Below are 16,730 nucleotides of genomic sequence, written 5' to 3' on the forward strand. Positions count from 1 at the left end.
ATCTGTAAGCGAATAAATTCGCAACAGCTGCAGCTTAATGTTTTGAGAACTGTGGTAAACGACGAGCGCCTTTAATACCTGGTTTTTTACGTTCAAAGAACTTTAGGATTTCGTATAGTTGTATAGAATGTCCTACACCTTGATATTAAAGGATTTTTAATTTTTTCGATTGCAAAGAATTGTATTAAATATCGCTCAAGGGTAACTAAAAAACTGCTGGCCGGTGGTTTAAAATATTTAATATACAATTATTTTCTAAATAGATACTTTTCATACTTATTTTTCGAAACATCTTGTCGGACGTCTTAATATACTATATGAATAATTAGTCATATAATAATTATCCCTCATGATTTTTTATCTTAAAATTAATAAAGATTAATATCGCAGAAGTAAATCCTCCTACAATCATAAATGAATTCGATACAGTACTTATTTCGGCTAAATATAAAATTAATGGGTCAATTATCATAGCCAACAACGTCCACAAGAGCCCTTGAAAAGATAAAACAGTGGACCTTATATTATCTTCAATATTCATATTTAATATATGATCTATATTAGGCGAAAATATAGAAAATATAAATAAAACCATTATTAATAATAAAATAGAATATTTAGTAAGGGATAAACCGATCAAAACGGAAAATAATAACAAAGATAAAGGCAGTATAACCAAAGTATAGTTTATATTAATTAGTTTATTTGCAATACCTGTAATCAATCCTCCTAGAGCAGAAATCGACTTTACTATAATTAGTATTATACTAATTTCAGCTAAAGAAAATCCTAATTCTAAACTATAAGGCTGGTATATTGTGTATGTTATGATAAATATTAAAGACGACATTAATGAACTGAATAATAATAACCAAATAAGATTTTTATTCGATTTTATAATTTTCAAGGTATTTATTACAATAAATTTATACGTCAAGTTGCTATTCTTTTTTTTATCTAACGTTTCCTTCATAAATAATGGAATAATTATTCCTAAAATAGCAACAAATCCTGAAATCATAAAACATAGTTCTAGATTTTTCATTGCTATAAAACTGCATATTGAACTTGCAAATACTTGAGAAAAAATCATAACAGAATTACTTCTTCCTAATATCTTTGGAAATTCATTTAATCTATCTAAGTTAATAAGTGACTCTCTTAAAATGGAAATACCCGCACCAGTAAAAAACGTATTTGATATGTTCCATAAAATGTATCCTAATAAAAACCAAACAGAAAATATATTACTTAATATTCCAAACATAGCTAATGAATACAACAGTGACCCCAAAAATAATGAATATTTCCTCCCATATTTATCAGCAATAATTCCAGTAGGTATTTCTGATAAAACCATTAAGATATATCCAATAGAATCTAATATTCCAATTTGGCTTAAACTTAGTCCTTTATTTTGAAAATATATTACCCATATAGGCATCCATACATAAAAGTATATTACGAAATTAAATAGATAGTATAATTTTATATTTAATTTATATGACATAATAATCACCTTCTAGTTAAAAAAGATGAGATTAATTTAATCCCATCTTATCTAATATTTATTCACTTTGAAACTCTAATAATTCAATTATGTTTCCATTTGGATCTTTAATTGCATTCATTATACCACCAGGAAATTGTTGATTTTCCTTAAAGATATATTCTATATTATGTGATAATAGTTTTCTTTTAGTACTATCTAAATCATCAACTTCAAAGTCTATTAACAAAGTGGCTTGTTCATAGTTATTCACTATTGAAGCTTGATTTACTTTATACAAAACAATTGGGACTAACGAGTTTAACTCAACAATTTCAGGATAATAATCCTTAGTTTTAATCTCTAAATCTAATACTTCAGTATAAAACTTTAAACTCTCATCCATATCTTTTGCTCCTATAGATAATAAAGAAAGTTTCAATTTATAATCACTCCTTTTATATTTAAACTTATTTTAATTTTATTATAGATAAATTCATAATTCCTATTCTAACTTTACCTTTTTATAATATCATGCAATAACTTAAGAAGGTTTATTGTAATAGGAGGATCTTCCGGTATTGCCTCCCTCATATCTAAAGAAATATAGTAATTATTATCCCCCTCAAAAATAATTTTCTTTTGATATTTCGCTCGAAAATTATCCTCCATCATAAATACATTATTAAAGCTTTGGTCTTTTCTAATTTCACAAGCTAATAAATAATATTCTCCATTGGGAATCTTATCTAATATTAAAGAAGTTTTTCTTCTAGTTGCTAAACCAATAATTGGTATCGTATTTGGGACTGGTTCTTTAAATAATCCAACAAAATTTATGCAATCTATATTTTTTTCAGGAAATATTAAATCTACAAATAATAAATTATTTGTCATTATTCGGCTATCTTTTATATAATAATCAAAATTTAAATTAAATAATAATTTAATTAGTTTATAACATTGTTTAGAAATACTAAAATAATTTTTCGGTAAAATTCCTGTTTGACTTTTAAAACTTTTTGAAAAATTATTCGAGAATTTAAATCCCGAATCTAAAGAAACTTGAACTATCTTATCCTCCTTATTAAGCAACAATTTTTTCCCTCTTTGAATTTTTAATAATTCTAAATATTTTCTATATGAAATTCCAGTTGTTTCTTTAAACTTACGTGAAAAATAAGTTGGATTGTAATGAAATTTTAAAGATATATTTTCTAAAGTAAGTTCCTCTATAGGAGCAGATTTTATATAATTGATAATTTCTTTTATATTCATGTTATTATCTCCAATTAAATTAAGATAAAATTACACTATTTTATATTATTGGTTATTGTAGTAAAGAATATATCTAAATACACCGCATTATTCCTTTGAATAACCAATTATTTTCAAACAGTTTTCTATTATATCATTCAAACCTAATAACAGAATTAATGGCTGTCATTGCCTATTTTTTCATATTCTACACTCTGACTTCCATAATGAAAAACAGTCATATTATCACACCTAACTAATTTGAAGAATTTATACTTTAATATTTAATTATTTACTCCATTATTCTTAATAATTTTTATCACATTATCAGCAACATTTTTCGATTCTTCAATAGTTACAGGCATCCACAGGCCCGTCAGTGGCCCATATACTACTGGATTGATATCTACTTCGTACCCGCTAAATTGATATTCTGTTTCATATGGTAAATAGCCATAATATCCATTAGTATAACCACCAAAAAGTATCAAATCATTTCCTAATAAATTCTTGATTTCTAGTGACATTTCATAAAATGGTTCAAACGGGATACCCATAAATATTCCATTGTTTAATTTAAAACCACTAATTTCAAATTCTAAAGACAAGGTTTCATTCATTCTACTAATCATAGCATCTTTCCATTTTTCAGTATTCAGTTCCCAAACTTCACTTGCATACTTAGCTCTTTCATTTAATTTATCTATATCTAAAATTTTCATTAAATTTATATCATACTTTTTATTATAAATTTCAAATGATTCTATATCCTCATATATAAATTCTTGGGTTCTAAATGATCTTTCAACTTTATCAGCAATAGTATACAAGTCGTTTACACTACCACGCCATTTCGGATTCAAGTTTCCTGTTCCTAATTGTACAATTGCTATATTGGCTGATTAATTTGAAAGTTTTTCTCTTACCAGACTTATGTAATCATTTGAAAGTACAAAGCTGTCACTTTTTAAAATATTCGGATGAGATGACATAAATATCAGTAACCCTAAATTTTCTTTGTTCGCTTTATTTCTTATATTTAAATATGCAATTCTATTATCTACCTTAACATCTTTCCTTTTTCCCATTGTTGCTATTCCATTTACGATTTCTCTTCTGTTATCTGAAACTTCTATTTCATCTAGATTCCATGAAATTTCGATAGGTTGAGCAGTTTCAATGCATTTCACAGAAATTTCCACCAATTTATTTACAAGTTCCTTATTATATTTAAGGGTAATTTCTTTACCATCAGCAGTCGCTGGACCTGAGTGAGTATGGCTAAAATTTAGTATAATGTTTTCAATTTCTATGTTAGTCGCTTCAGAAATTCTATTTCTTATTTCATCGCTAAATTCTTTTAATAAACCCACATTATCTATGCTTATAAATAACATTTCTTTTTGACTATTATTAATGTAATAAGCAATAGCATAAATATCATGTAATATTTCAGAAATCGGTTTTTCTCTATGGTATCCTATAAATTCAATTCCTAAAGGTGGATTGATATTTATTTTTTGAACTGATCCAATAGTCATATTTAACGCCTCTTTTATCTTTATTCTATATACGATTTTTATATTTTATTAATTAAATTAATTAATAAAATACAATATATTTAATAATCTTATCAACTGATAATTTCTAACTTCGGCCATTTTGAAGTCCAATCTTTTTCTTCGATTCTTTTTAAATATATAGCTTTTCCCTCTTCATTATCAAAGTATGGTGTTGGTCTGACGATACCATTAAATAATTCATCAAAATCGTAATCATAATGAATAACAACTTTATTATCGACTAATTTTATACAAATAGCTGTCGGACATTCTGGATATTGATTTACGTCATCTACGGATGAATTATAAGGATCAGTCCCATTTCTTAAATGCATTCTTGCTTGATTTTTAACTGACCAAGGTACCTCTGAGTCTAATTTATTCAATTCTTTTTCATACATTTTTTCAGTACTTTCTTGAATGTCTGATATATCATAGTAAATAACATCTACATCGTTATATTCTGACTTTATATTATAATCATGAAGAACATCCCATATTTTATTTCTTATAAAGCCAGCACTAATCCACCAATCTGGTAAATCAAGTAATGAAACTATCTTTAATATTTTCATCATGTCTTTGTCAGACTCAATAATATTTATTAATTCTTCTTTAGACTTAATAATCATATTCTCAACACCTAAAATAATATCACTTCTATTATAAAGAATTTTCAGTTAATTTCCATGATTAGTTTACCATAATAATATATAGAAAGTTCTATATTTATTATAATGAGATTAATACTAGGAATATCTACTTTTATAACTTGGAGGAAAATATGAAATTAATAGATCAACATATGCATTGTGACGCATCATTTGACTGCAATGAACATTATTCAAATTATTTAAAGAGCGGCATTAAACAGATAATTTTTACGGATCATTTCGATTTAAATAATCCTATTTCAAATGATGAAGATGATATACCAGATTTAGAAAAACTAAAAAGATATCAGAAAGAAGCTAACGAAAATTATAATATCGAACTATTAATTGGTATTGAAGTTGGATATGTTAAGGAAAGAATTTCAGATATTAGAAAGTATTTGTCATCTTATAATTATGACTCTATTATTTTAAGTGTCCATCACAATAAGAAATTTGATTTTATGGATTCTGATATTACTATGATTTCAAACGATCCTATTGACGAGTATTTAAATTTATTATTAGATGCTGTTAAAGATGTAGATTGTGAAACTATTCTAGCTCATATTGACTATGGATTTAGAATTCATAATATCTCCTCAGAAAAATTAAATGATTATAAAATACAGATTGTTAAAATATTATCTAATATAATTTCTAAGAATATCGCACTTGAACTTAATACAAAAAGCATGTATAAATACGACAATTTATTTATATATGAATTTGTTATAGAGCACTATATTGCTATGGGCGGAAAAGATTTTACGCTAGGATCTGATGCACATAAACAAGGAGATATGTTTTATTGCTTTGAAAATGCTATCCAATTATTAAAATCATACAATGTAAATCATATAGTAGAGTTTAAGCAAGGTAGAAAAATAATAAAAAATATATAAATTTATTGCTTGTATAATAATAAAAATAATGATTGCTAATAATATCTTCCTTAGAACTTACGTGCAGTATGTAATTATAATTAGGGGTAACACCCATGCAAAAAGAAAACATATAAAAAAGCCCTTCTCGAACAAATTCGAGAAGGGCTGTAAACGTGCATTCAATTGAACACAAATTGCTGACGCAATTTGCGGACTCCATCTGTAAGCAAGTAAACTTGCAATAGCTACAGCCTAACATTTTGAGAACTGTTGTGAAAGAAGAGCGCCTTTAAGACCTGGCTTCTTACGTTCTTTCATACATTACTGTTTTTTCGCCTTTATCACTATAAACGGCGGTCTATGATTCACTTTCATAATATCTTCTTCATCCCATAACTTTAGTGACATTTCTGTATTTCCTGTATCAATAACACGGTCTATTCGAAATCCATTGTTGATTAATGTATTCATTAAAGTCCCTATTGTTCGATGATATCGTATGACTTCAGTATCAATCCATTCAATTGGACGGGCACTTTCTTCAAAATAATGATCTAATTTATAATGATTGTTCCTACTTTCGACATGTGACCAATGCTCCTGTTGCTTCGTTGCAGTCGTGAGAGGATGTTCTGTTGAAAATAATAATACTCCACCACAATTTAGCATGCCAAATAATTTTTGAATAAGCGCTTCATAATCTTCAACATAGTGAAATGCAAGACTAGACACAATGACATCAAATTTGGTTTCAGTATTAAAAGATAATATATCTGAGACCACAAACGAAACACGTTCATCATTAATATTATCTTTCGCATATGAAATCATATTGTTCGAAATATCTAAACCAACAACCTGTTTTGGATTCATTTTAAGCATATATTGAATAAACTTCCCCGTACCACAACCAATATCTAATACTGTTTTTCCTTCTATGGTTGGTAATTCTGCTTTCATTATTGGCATTTCAATCAGCTCGTTATAACTTAACTTGTTATTACGAAGTTTTGTATAACCTTTGTAGAAATGCTCATTATCATAAATATTTTGTGACATCCAATCAACTCCTATTAATACTTAGGCCCAGTACCTTAATTGTATCGATATTCAAAAAAAAGAATAGACTTATAATTAAAAAATAAGTATGATGTATTATAGAAGTGCCTAAAATAACATTACAAATATTTACATATAAAACAGCCGTTTATAATTAACGGCTGCTTTGTTTTATCATTTATAAATTAATTTCAAGTAATTCCAACGCTTTCTCCAACATCACATCTTTATGAAAATCCTCAAGGGTTGACTGGATTTCTATATCTGGCGCTATCCCCTTTAATGCCAAAGATTCACCATGGTCTAAACCATTATATCTTGAGTATGGACACAACAAATCGTATTGATCATTTAAATATAAATAACCACAGTTAGCATAGTCATTCATTCCTTTTGTAGCTCTTCCGATAACTGTTACAAATTCACTTTCTTTAACTGTTGCCACGAAATTATCACCAGAACTACCACAACGTTCATTTGCTAGTACAATCACTTTAATTCCATCTGCTATACCATCGAGAATAACTGGTTCAATATCATCAGTGAATTTTATCATCCCTTTTGCATAGTTATCAGCCATTCTTTGTCTATACGCTTTAAACGATTGTTTTGTTTCACCTTCATCCATTTTTTCAAGGTCATTATCAACTTTTGCAATCATATGATCACAATATTTTTTAGTGAAATTAAAAGTTAAGCCGTAATCAATTTGTAGCTCATGGTTAGCTGGAAATATGTATTCTAATAAAGGAAAGTATGCAAAATCACTCCCTCCTCTATTATCACGGACATCAATGATAAATTTTTTATTAGATTGAAGTACATCAACATTTGCTTTTATTGTTTCATGAAGTTTATTGACATCTCTAAAATCAGGTAACTTAATAAAACAATAACCTTCTCTTTGTTCAATGATATAGTCTTGGTCATAAAGCTCTTGTGAGGATGTTAAGAACACTTTTTTATTTGTTCCATTTGCTAGTTTTACATTTTGATACTTTCTTAAAACATTATGCCATTCATATCTTTTTGGATTAGGATCAAAGAGTAATTCCTTTTCTTTAGATATAATTTCACTTATCGATAGTCCACCAATTTCAATTATTTCTTCACCACGTTCTATTTCTGAATGAATCGATTTATCAACAAAAAGTCTCTCATTAACATTTTTACATAATATAGTAACTTTCTTTTCATTCAATTTATCAATAATTCTTACATGTGGATCGTGCAAACGATTTAACTGTGTTGTAACATCAACATAGAAATCTTTGATATAAGAAAAGTCCATTTTATTTATAATGTCTTTTTTGTCTTGATAGCCTACGTATTCCTCAACTAAATATTGATTTAATAAATCTATTTCTTTACGAAACAATGGAAAGCCTCCAATCAAAATAAATGATTTTATAAAAACAGAATATTCTAATAAATTATACAATAATATAATTATTAAATGTGATATGTTTAAGAAATTATGTGTATTTAATATAAAAAATAACCCAACAACATAATAACGTTTGATGAGTTTATTTCGTCTAATCAACCGAAATTATTAAAGTTCGTCTATTTAACCGAATTCATTATGTTGACTTTCTTATGATCAAATTAGACGGAAGTTCTAGCGATTCTACTTGATCTGTTAGTATTAAATCTACACTTTTCTCACCCATTTCTCGTAATGGTAGATCAATACTTGTAATGTCATTGATTTGAGAGAGTTCACCGTTTTCATAAGATATAAGTGCAATGTCTTCTGGTACTTTTATGCCTTGATTTCGAAATTCAGCATAAACACCTGCACAATGTGCATCGTTCGTCACAATTAATGCATCTGGTACATTCGATTGATTCAATATGTTTTTTGCGAGGTACTTCCCATCGGTTAAAGATAAACCACTGATATACACAAAGTCTTCGTAATGTGTTTCAATGACGATGATATGATAATTATGCTTAGATGCTTGTTTTATCGCACCTTCTAATACGCTTAAATAAAAAATGATGTGTTTACGAAAAAAACAGACAGGGCTTCCCTGTCTGTTTGTGTTGCGCTATTTTAGCTTGAAACTTCAATTTCAAAATAAATCTGATCTTCATCATAATAATCCACTGCATTATCTACAAATACATGCGTCATTATAAAAAATTCATGATTATAGTCTTCAGCTTCTTCGTGAGCGTCAAAAATAAAAGGTACTTCCCCTGTTCCGTCGTTTTGAAGTATTACTTTTGAAATTGGAATATCAATAGTATGGAAATCACTTGTTTCATCTTTATTTTCTTTTCGCTCAATCAAAGTAAGCTCAATTCGATCAATATCATTTTCTCCAAGATTGATAAGTTTCACAACGCCTGCTATCTTATCTTCCGGATGAAATGTTGTTTGCTTAAGCATAGTATCGACTCTCGCATCTCCAATACCGATTGATGTTAGTAATTCCTTAAACATATCCTACCTCCTGCATTTTTTTCTATTATATCAGTATTTTAGGTTTGATTTCACTGATTAAGGATACAGATATATTAAGATAATTAATGTCTTTGCTAAAATTATCTTGTATAATGAAGAAACAAAAAAGAATAAAGGAGTTTTTTATGTCTGCACTATTTAACTTACTAAAAAAAGGTAGCAAGTCATCATTAATTGCTGCTATTGTCAACTTTGTATTAGGCTCACTGAAATTTTTAGCATACATCTTTACAGGGAATGTCGCAATGTTCGCTGAAATGATGCATTCATTCGGTGATTCTGCCAATCAACTGTTTGTTTGGGTTGGTTCTGCCGTATCAAAGAAAGCACCAAATGAAAAGTTCCCATTTGGTTACGGTCGTTTAGTCAATATTGTTTGTTTATTTGCCGTATTAATTGTAGCAATCCTTGCTTACGAAACGATTCTTGAAGGGATTCACCATATCCAGCATCCAGCAGCGGCCGGTGATCATAATCCTACACATTTTATGATAAACGTTGGCGTTTTATTAATTGGTGTTATACTTGAAGGTTCAGTGTTATATAAAGCTGGTAAGGAAGTACTTGAAGAAGTACATAAGCCAACAACTGGTTTACACCCATTCACAACAAGTTTTGCAAGTTTAAGCAAAGCGAAGCCTGCTACAAAGCTTGTGTTTATGGAAGATACTGTAGCAACAGGCGGCGGATTAATTGCTTTAATCGCCATCGTCATTTCACGTTTCACTGGTTTCACGATGATTGAAGGTATCGTATCTGTAATTATCGGTTTAGCAATGTTCTACGTTGTCTATAAAGTATTCATGGAGAACGCTGCAGGTGCAATTGGTCGTGCTGATGAAGATATGGAGGTTCATGCTTCAAAAATTATTCTTGAGCATCCGGAAATCTCTGATATTAAACGTTTAGTTGTAATGAAAGAAGGCGAAGATAAACATATCGAAGCCCTTGTTGAAACGCTAGACTCTGAAATTAATTTAAGAGCTCTAACTGCAATTAAGAAAGACTTAATAAATCGATTATTACAGGAACCACACGTAACAGATGTCAATATCGAGATTATGGAAGATGACGGAACTGATGACTGGATTAGTGGAAATGGTTCTTCTGTCAATAAATATTATCTTTAAGGAGAGATTAAAATGCCATTTATTACTGTAGAATTACTAGAAGGTCGTTCTGAAGAACAACTTAAGAAGATTGCTGAAGAAGTAACAGAAGTTGTCGCTAAAAATGCAAATGCTCCAAAAGAAAATATCCACGTATTTATTAAAGAATTACAGAAAGATAGATACGCTGTTGCCGGAAAATTAAAATCAGAACAATAAAAATAAGACTGTCGCAAATGCGACAGTCTTATTTTTATTTGTCTTGAGGTTGAATTCTAGCTGCCATATTAACACGTTTAGGGGGTTGTTCAGTTGATACAACGGCTTTTAAATCCTTTAAAATTAAAGAATAGTCATCCTGAAAGTCTTGTAGGCTGCGATTATCAAGATACTGATCAAGCCCTTTATGAATAATGATATAAATAGACTCATTTTCTTCTTTATTAGTACAAGCAATGATAAATTGTGTGAGCGCTTCTGAATAGTCTATAGGATATCCTACAAATTCAGAGATTAATCGCACCATCACCACTTGAATTTCTTCTGCACCGTAATCATTCTTTTGTGCATATCCATTAAGCACACCAAAAGTATACGCTAACATCGCCTGATCATCAGCATCACTATTTTCATCGTATAGTGATGAAGCTTGTAAACTTTCAGTAACACTGACTGCGTATTCATACATCGTTTCTAAATTACTCATCATTTCCCTCCTCATCATGGCATCTATTATAGCATGATTTATTTCAATACTAAGAAAGAAAAAACTCAGCGTCTATGCTGAGTTTTATTCTTCAAGGAATTTCTTGATTGCTTCTTTATTCTTTTCTTTATCGATTTCAAGTACTGCACCGGCTTCAGGATAACTCGCCTGTGTATAACTATCTTTCACTGGCACGACTAATGTATTTGGGTCTTTACTCCCTCTTATAACAAACGATGTTCCCGTTCTAAAGATTTCACCATCTGTCATGTCAGTATTCACATACCCTCTGGCAATCCCTGCAAGCTTAGGTGTTTTCATGATAACCGGTAAACTAACCATTTCTTTTTTTAGTGCTCTGATAACTTGTTGTTGACGTCTCACGCGTCCAAAATCTGCTTCAGCATCATTTCTGAAACGGGCATAACCTAATAATTCTTTACCATTTAGATTATGCTGACCTTTTTTTAAGGATACTCCAATTTTCTCTGACATATCTTTTTCAACATCAATCGGCACACCTTTTGGTGAGATTTCATCTACCATCGCAGAGAATCCTTTAAAATCAATAATCGCATAATGATCAATATCGAGACCTAAATTTTTCTTTATGGTCTTTCTTAATAGTTCCGGACCACCTAACGTATATGCTGTATTAATTTTATAATTTCTATATCCTGGTATTTCAGCGTAAATATCACGCATAATAGATATTACTTTCATCTTCTTGTTTAAATAGTTATATTGACCGACCATAATCGAATCTGTTCTGGCTGAACCATCCACACTTCTATCTTGACCAAGAATTAACACATTAATTTTGCCATCTTTCTTATTGACACCATTAAATTCAAACTGTTCATGTTTTGGCGCATGCTTAGCAGCTTGTTTCAAACCACTTTCATAACTTGATTTAATATAGAAAAAACAACCTAGTAAAATTAATAATATTATCAATATAATAAAAGGCAACTTACGTATTCGACGTTTCTTTCGACGTCTCACAGGTGGAATTTGTCCATCCATTCCAAACACCCTACTTTCAATTATTCCAGTATATTAAACTTATAAAAAAAACGCTTGAATTGCAAGTAAATACGTGTTGTAATTATACATTAATAACGTAAAATATTTAAAAGGAGGTAGTTTGAAATGAAAACAATTTATTTTGCCGGAGGTTGTTTCTGGTGTATGGTGAAACCATTCGATTCTTATAAAGGTATACAGCAAATCAAGAGTGGATATATGGGTGGACATATTCAAAATCCAACCTATGAACAAGTTAAATCCGGAACGACTGGTCATCTTGAAGTTGTAGAAATTATCTATGATGAAATGGAATTTTCTTTTACTCAACTTCTAGAAATTTTCTTTGCACAAATTGATCCGACAGATAACGGTGGTCAATATATGGATAGAGGATCTCAATACCGTACAGCAATTTTTTATACAGAAGATAATCAAAAAATAGAAAGTGTTAATTTCATCAAAGATATTCAATCAAAATATAATCAACCTATAGTAACAGAAGTACGTCCAGCCGAAGTTTTCTATGTCGCTGAAGATGAACATCAGGATTTCTATAAAAAGCAGCCAAAAAGATATAAACAAGAACAAATTGATAGAGAAAATTATATCAATAACAAAAAAATCTGAGCTAGTGCTCAGATTTTTTTGATCGATTGATAATTGAATTAATACGAATCATTTGTGTAATTAAAGAGCTGTCCTTACGATAAACAAGATATCTTGACTGCCAGTCAGGGTTAAATTTTTCTTTGTATCGTCTTAAGCCTTTAAAACTATACATTCGAGTAATTGAATCAAATATTTTTCCTGCAAGTCTTTCACGATAGAAAGCATATTTATGACTACCAACATTCGACAGTGGCGCCATTCCCATATTGAAGAAATGATAACCTCTCTCTTTCATCAGTAACATCGTATTTAAATATAAACCATCCATCATTTGAAGATCATTCTCTTTCCAGCGAATCATATCAACTGAGATTGACTGATTAAAGTGTGTAGGCATAAATGATACAAATCCAATAATTTCTTCATTATTTCTAATAACGCCAACTGGTGCTTTATTAAGATAATCTACATTGAATTGTCCAACAGAAAAATTCATTTCATTGCGACCGTCTAACCATTCATCTGACACTGCACGTAATTGATGAATGAATTCTTCACTAAATGGCGGATCGACGATTTCATAACGATAACCCTCTGTTTCAAATTTATTTACTGTAGCCCTAAAGGCACGTTTTTTCTTACCACTGATAGTGAAATCTTCTAAAGGAATGACTGCTTCTTCACCTAGTTTAAAGAATATATTCCCAAAATCGTGATACATCGGCAAAAGCTTTGGCTGTACTTGATAAAATGCAATGTCATAACCGTAGTATTCTGCTTTGTCATAGAATGCAGTTAATAGACATTGAAAGGCATCCGGGTTTCCAATAGGGTCTCCCATGACGATAATACTATCATTTTTGAATTGAAACATTATAAACGCATCCTGGGCTTCATTCGTAAAGAATAATTTATCACCCGTATGTGCCAGATGACTAACATAATTCCCACCATACGTCTGAATGATTCGCTCAATTTCTTCTGTCGTCATCGCAACATCCATCTTCGTTCTATATCTTCTGTTAAACAGATATGTTAACAGCCAAGTGATTAAAGCTGATAACAATATAAGCAGTATGAAATAATATTTAATTAAACTGCTATCAAACTCTATACTAGCTGATTGAAGTAAACCATCTAACTGTAAGCTCAGAAACCAGCCATTTAAAAATAGGATCAATGTAGCAACGATTACCGAAAGTAAACCGCGCTTCATCGTGATAGGTCGGCGAATCGCCTTTACATTACGATTACCGATGATTAAAAGAATCAGCACAATACTTAACCATATATAAAAGATGATGTTTCCGAATGTTAAGAATAAGACTAACATCAATGTACAAACAGCAAATATACTCATGACATGTGCCCTACGCGTATCATGCATGATACCTTTTGCATTAAGTATTAAGATGAGTGATGCAACTGTATAGAGTGCCGCTAGAAATAGATAAGTGTTGTGTTTAACATCATAAATTGCTTCCATAATTACCATTCCGTTACTCATCAAAAGAATGAGTCCAGTAGACAACGTAATTAAACCTAACGCAATCGCTGGAAGTTTCACAATAAAATCACGCAGAATACTTAAAAATAAGTTACTTGTTTCTATTGCTGGTCCCATATATTTATGATCTTCAAATCGATCTTCAAATTGCTTTCTCGCAACGCCTCTATACTCAAATGTAGATAATACAAGTGCTACAAAGAACGGTACAAAGTAATAAACAACACGATAAATGAGGAGCGCAAGCAGTACTTTTTCATCACTAATACCTACTGATTTAAATCCAATAAGTATCATTAAATCAAATGCACCAAATCCACCAGGGACAAGAGATAATAATCCTGCTAGAGCTGCTACGATAAAGATACCGATAACAATTGAGAATTGTACGGGTGAATCAATAATTTTAAAGATGAGATACATCACACCACTTGCTGCAACCCATTCTAATGCAGATACAAGGGTAAATTTTAAACCAAGTAGTTTATCATGATTTACAGGCTTAACAAATGAGTAAATCAAAAATGCAGGTAAAAATAAAGCGGTGATATATAACGCAATTTGATACCATGTAAAATGATCGAAGGCATGTGTATTTTTGAAAATATTAAATACTATCCCTAAGCTTAGTACACTCATACCAGAAATCATTGAAACAAGCATTAATGAAATCACTTTGATTAATGGTTTTTCATCTTCAGTATAGTTTCTATATACCAGTATTCGCAGTCCCGCTCCAATAATGCCACCAAAGCCAATCACAGCATTTAATGCATTTGCGATAAAACTTGTATTAAATAATTTTTTGTTAGGAATAGATAAATTAAGATTTTTTGCGAGTACAAAATCATAAAGTGATAACAGCATTACTGCAAGTAGACCTGATATCATTAGCCCACCTATTTCAAAGGTGTCCATGGCCTTAAAGGCCTTGAAAGTCGCTTTATAATCAATGGATGAAAGTTCATTAAAGAGTTTATAACTGATAAAGCTTAAGACAATGATTATAAAGGCAATCTTTATTTTATTTCTATGTAATGACAAAAAGTTTTTCATGCAATACCTCTCTTTCATTCAAATAAATGTATAACAATAATTTTTATGTAAAAAACTTTACTTCCATTGTACATATTTTAATATAAAAAGCCAAACCATCATAAAAAGCATAGCCAGTTGCTATGCTGAAAAGATCTAAATTTCATAAGGTTCATGGGTATCATGAAAATGCTTATTATATCGAATTTTAAACTTTTTAAAGAAAAATTGCACGAGTACTTTAAGGATAGCATAAAGCGGAATACCAAGTATGACGCCAATTAAACCTAACATATTCCCTGCACACAATAATACGAATATAATCGTTAAAGGATGAATTTGCATTGTCTTCCCCATAATACTCGGTGATATAAAATGACCCTCCATAAATTGAACTGCCATCCATACAATAGCTAGTTTGAGTAGCATCACAGGAGAATCAACGAGTGCAATAATAATCGCAGGGCTAATTGCAATCATTGGACCAAGATAAGGTACAACACTTGTAACAGCTGCAATACAGGCTAATATTAATGCATATTCCAGTCCAATAATTTTATAACCGATAAAAAGTAATATACCTATACAAGTAGCCACTATCATTTGACCTTGAATATATGAACCAACCTGAATATTCATTTTTTCAAGAATTTCATTTAGATCATTGCGATATCGTGGTGGAAATAGCTTAATGAAATAATTTTTAAATTGTTTGCCGTCTTTTAAAAGAAAAAACAATACGAATGGAAAAGTAAGTAGGACGACCGCCACACTTGCAATCGCATCGATAATTGATTTGATTCGCTCAGTGAAATTACCTAAATAATCCCCTACTTTGTTGGGTAAATCACTTAAGTTTGTATTCACCCATTTTTGAACATCATTCATGTAAGGTGCTAATTTAGAATTAGAAGACAACTCATTAAATTTACTTAATAAATGTTTCATATAGTCCGGAAAATTTGAAGCAAAACTAAAAATTTGCTGCTCAATCAATGGTACTAAAAAAGTTATCAGAATCGTAATCAATCCGATGATTAGAATGAATAAGAATAGAATTCCATATAAGCGTTTCACCCTATTACGTTCCATAAAATCAACGAGAGGATTTAGCAAATAAAATAATATAACTGCTAATATAACCGGACCGATAACTGTATTGAAAATAATTAGAAAAGGTTCAAATATAAAAGAAACTTTTTGAAAGATAAACAGCGTCAGTCCAATTAAAAATAATACACCTAAAGTAAATACTAAATTTTTACCACCCGTAAAACGAATAAATCGATTTTGCTGCATGTGCATGACTCCCTATAGTAATTTATTAATTTTTTATTTTATAAAATAAGTTTACA

18 protein-coding genes are annotated in these 16,730 nt (G+C 30.0%); 4 read left to right on the top strand and 14 right to left on the bottom strand.

Features of this window, described 5'->3' with window-relative positions; all coding sequences use genetic code 11:
* Positions 1-340: 340 nt before the first annotated feature.
* From ACMGE6_RS10870 to ACMGE6_RS10895, 6 genes are all read right to left on the bottom strand, one after another.
* Positions 341-1,510, bottom strand: coding sequence for an MFS transporter (locus tag ACMGE6_RS10870; protein WP_414053799.1), 1,170 nt, complete (start codon positions 1,508-1,510; stop codon positions 341-343).
* Positions 1,511-1,568: 58 nt separating this feature from the next.
* On the bottom strand, positions 1,569-1,931 hold the full coding sequence (locus tag ACMGE6_RS10875; RefSeq protein WP_414053800.1) for a VOC family protein: 363 nt from the start codon (positions 1,929-1,931) through the stop codon (positions 1,569-1,571).
* A 74-nt stretch (positions 1,932-2,005) separates the two neighbouring features.
* On the bottom strand, positions 2,006-2,767 hold the full coding sequence (locus tag ACMGE6_RS10880; RefSeq protein WP_414053801.1) for a helix-turn-helix transcriptional regulator: 762 nt from the start codon (positions 2,765-2,767) through the stop codon (positions 2,006-2,008).
* 263 nt (positions 2,768-3,030) lie between these two features.
* Complete coding sequence (locus ACMGE6_RS10885; RefSeq protein WP_414053802.1) at positions 3,031-3,609, bottom strand: alkaline ceramidase; 579 nt, start codon at positions 3,607-3,609, stop codon at positions 3,031-3,033.
* A gap of 39 nt (positions 3,610-3,648) precedes the next feature.
* Entirely contained in the window at positions 3,649-4,287 is a 639-nt protein-coding gene (locus tag ACMGE6_RS10890) for a neutral/alkaline non-lysosomal ceramidase N-terminal domain-containing protein (RefSeq protein ID WP_414053803.1), read from the bottom strand.
* A gap of 92 nt (positions 4,288-4,379) precedes the next feature.
* Positions 4,380-4,940 carry a nucleotidyltransferase family protein gene (locus tag ACMGE6_RS10895; RefSeq protein WP_414053804.1) on the bottom strand — a complete coding sequence of 187 codons (561 nt, stop codon included), beginning with the start codon at positions 4,938-4,940 and terminating at the stop codon, positions 4,380-4,382.
* Between the two features lie 152 nt (positions 4,941-5,092).
* On the opposite strand from ACMGE6_RS10895, the gene ACMGE6_RS10900 reads away from it, so the two are divergent.
* Positions 5,093-5,866 carry a PHP domain-containing protein gene (locus ACMGE6_RS10900; protein ID WP_414053805.1) on the top strand — a complete coding sequence of 258 codons (774 nt, stop codon included), beginning with the start codon at positions 5,093-5,095 and terminating at the stop codon, positions 5,864-5,866.
* Positions 5,867-6,169: 303 nt separating this feature from the next.
* On the opposite strand, the gene ACMGE6_RS10905 is transcribed toward ACMGE6_RS10900, so the two are convergent.
* The 4 genes from ACMGE6_RS10905 to ACMGE6_RS10920 all read right to left on the bottom strand — a co-directional run bounded on the left by ACMGE6_RS10905 (position 6,170) and on the right by ACMGE6_RS10920 (position 9,359).
* Positions 6,170-6,907, bottom strand: coding sequence for a class I SAM-dependent methyltransferase (locus tag ACMGE6_RS10905; RefSeq protein ID WP_414053806.1), 738 nt, complete (start codon positions 6,905-6,907; stop codon positions 6,170-6,172).
* 178 nt (positions 6,908-7,085) lie between these two features.
* A complete protein-coding gene (locus ACMGE6_RS10910; protein ID WP_414053807.1) occupies positions 7,086-8,285 on the bottom strand; it encodes a S41 family peptidase in 1,200 nt (399 codons plus the stop codon).
* A gap of 205 nt (positions 8,286-8,490) precedes the next feature.
* A complete protein-coding gene (locus tag ACMGE6_RS10915; RefSeq protein WP_414048085.1) occupies positions 8,491-8,763 on the bottom strand; it encodes a substrate-binding domain-containing protein in 273 nt (90 codons plus the stop codon).
* A gap of 203 nt (positions 8,764-8,966) precedes the next feature.
* Positions 8,967-9,359 (bottom strand): sporulation protein, encoded by a 393-nt coding sequence (locus ACMGE6_RS10920; protein WP_414048084.1) that lies wholly within the window; start codon positions 9,357-9,359, stop codon positions 8,967-8,969.
* A gap of 146 nt (positions 9,360-9,505) precedes the next feature.
* On the opposite strand from ACMGE6_RS10920, the gene ACMGE6_RS10925 reads away from it, so the two are divergent.
* Entirely contained in the window at positions 9,506-10,510 is a 1,005-nt protein-coding gene (locus ACMGE6_RS10925) for a cation diffusion facilitator family transporter (RefSeq protein WP_414046478.1), read from the top strand.
* Positions 10,511-10,522: 12 nt separating this feature from the next.
* Positions 10,523-10,708: a 2-hydroxymuconate tautomerase gene (locus ACMGE6_RS10930; RefSeq protein ID WP_414053808.1), complete on the top strand. Its 186-nt coding sequence runs from the start codon at positions 10,523-10,525 to the stop codon at positions 10,706-10,708.
* A 34-nt stretch (positions 10,709-10,742) separates the two neighbouring features.
* On the opposite strand, the gene imm48 is transcribed toward ACMGE6_RS10930, so the two are convergent.
* Both imm48 and ACMGE6_RS10940 read right to left on the bottom strand, forming a co-directional pair.
* A complete protein-coding gene (imm48, locus tag ACMGE6_RS10935; protein WP_414046480.1) occupies positions 10,743-11,195 on the bottom strand; it encodes an Imm48 family immunity protein in 453 nt (150 codons plus the stop codon).
* A gap of 84 nt (positions 11,196-11,279) precedes the next feature.
* Entirely contained in the window at positions 11,280-12,221 is a 942-nt protein-coding gene (locus ACMGE6_RS10940) for an LCP family protein (RefSeq protein WP_414053809.1), read from the bottom strand.
* A gap of 126 nt (positions 12,222-12,347) precedes the next feature.
* On the opposite strand from ACMGE6_RS10940, the gene msrA reads away from it, so the two are divergent.
* Positions 12,348-12,851, top strand: a complete 504-nt coding sequence (msrA, locus tag ACMGE6_RS10945) for a peptide-methionine (S)-S-oxide reductase MsrA (RefSeq protein WP_414053810.1) — start codon at positions 12,348-12,350, stop codon at positions 12,849-12,851.
* A 1-nt stretch (position 12,852) separates the two neighbouring features.
* On the opposite strand, the gene mprF is transcribed toward msrA, so the two are convergent.
* Together mprF and ACMGE6_RS10955 are read right to left on the bottom strand one after the other, a co-directional pair.
* Positions 12,853-15,396 carry a bifunctional lysylphosphatidylglycerol flippase/synthetase MprF gene (mprF, locus tag ACMGE6_RS10950; protein WP_414053811.1) on the bottom strand — a complete coding sequence of 848 codons (2,544 nt, stop codon included), beginning with the start codon at positions 15,394-15,396 and terminating at the stop codon, positions 12,853-12,855.
* Positions 15,397-15,531: 135 nt separating this feature from the next.
* Positions 15,532-16,680 (bottom strand): AI-2E family transporter, encoded by a 1,149-nt coding sequence (locus ACMGE6_RS10955; protein WP_414053812.1) that lies wholly within the window; start codon positions 16,678-16,680, stop codon positions 15,532-15,534.
* Between the last annotated feature and the right edge of the window lie 50 nt (positions 16,681-16,730).

Source organism: Macrococcus equi (assembly GCF_047426745.1).
Lineage (GTDB): Bacteria > Bacillota > Bacilli > Staphylococcales > Staphylococcaceae > Macrococcoides > Macrococcoides equi.

Excerpts from the sequence above, each read along its gene's own strand:
- ACMGE6_RS10870 (WP_414053799.1), bottom strand. The coding sequence starts at position 1,510 with ATGTCATATAAATTAAATATAAAATTATACTATCTATTTAATTTCGTA.
- ACMGE6_RS10920 (WP_414048084.1), bottom strand. The coding sequence starts at position 9,359 with ATGTTTAAGGAATTACTAACATCAATCGGTATTGGAGATGCGAGAGTC.
- ACMGE6_RS10955 (WP_414053812.1), bottom strand. The coding sequence starts at position 16,680 with ATGCACATGCAGCAAAATCGATTTATTCGTTTTACGGGTGGTAAAAAT.
- ACMGE6_RS10925 (WP_414046478.1), top strand. The coding sequence starts at position 9,506 with ATGTCTGCACTATTTAACTTACTAAAAAAAGGTAGCAAGTCATCATTA.
- mprF (WP_414053811.1), bottom strand. The coding sequence starts at position 15,396 with ATGAAAAACTTTTTGTCATTACATAGAAATAAAATAAAGATTGCCTTT.
- ACMGE6_RS10895 (WP_414053804.1), bottom strand. The coding sequence starts at position 4,940 with ATGATTATTAAGTCTAAAGAAGAATTAATAAATATTATTGAGTCTGAC.
- msrA (WP_414053810.1), top strand. The coding sequence starts at position 12,348 with ATGAAAACAATTTATTTTGCCGGAGGTTGTTTCTGGTGTATGGTGAAA.
- ACMGE6_RS10880 (WP_414053801.1), bottom strand. The coding sequence starts at position 2,767 with ATGAATATAAAAGAAATTATCAATTATATAAAATCTGCTCCTATAGAG.
- ACMGE6_RS10890 (WP_414053803.1), bottom strand. The coding sequence starts at position 4,287 with ATGACTATTGGATCAGTTCAAAAAATAAATATCAATCCACCTTTAGGA.
- ACMGE6_RS10900 (WP_414053805.1), top strand. The coding sequence starts at position 5,093 with ATGAAATTAATAGATCAACATATGCATTGTGACGCATCATTTGACTGC.
- ACMGE6_RS10930 (WP_414053808.1), top strand. The coding sequence starts at position 10,523 with ATGCCATTTATTACTGTAGAATTACTAGAAGGTCGTTCTGAAGAACAA.
- imm48 (WP_414046480.1), bottom strand. The coding sequence starts at position 11,195 with ATGAGTAATTTAGAAACGATGTATGAATACGCAGTCAGTGTTACTGAA.
- ACMGE6_RS10905 (WP_414053806.1), bottom strand. The coding sequence starts at position 6,907 with ATGTCACAAAATATTTATGATAATGAGCATTTCTACAAAGGTTATACA.
- ACMGE6_RS10940 (WP_414053809.1), bottom strand. The coding sequence starts at position 12,221 with ATGGATGGACAAATTCCACCTGTGAGACGTCGAAAGAAACGTCGAATA.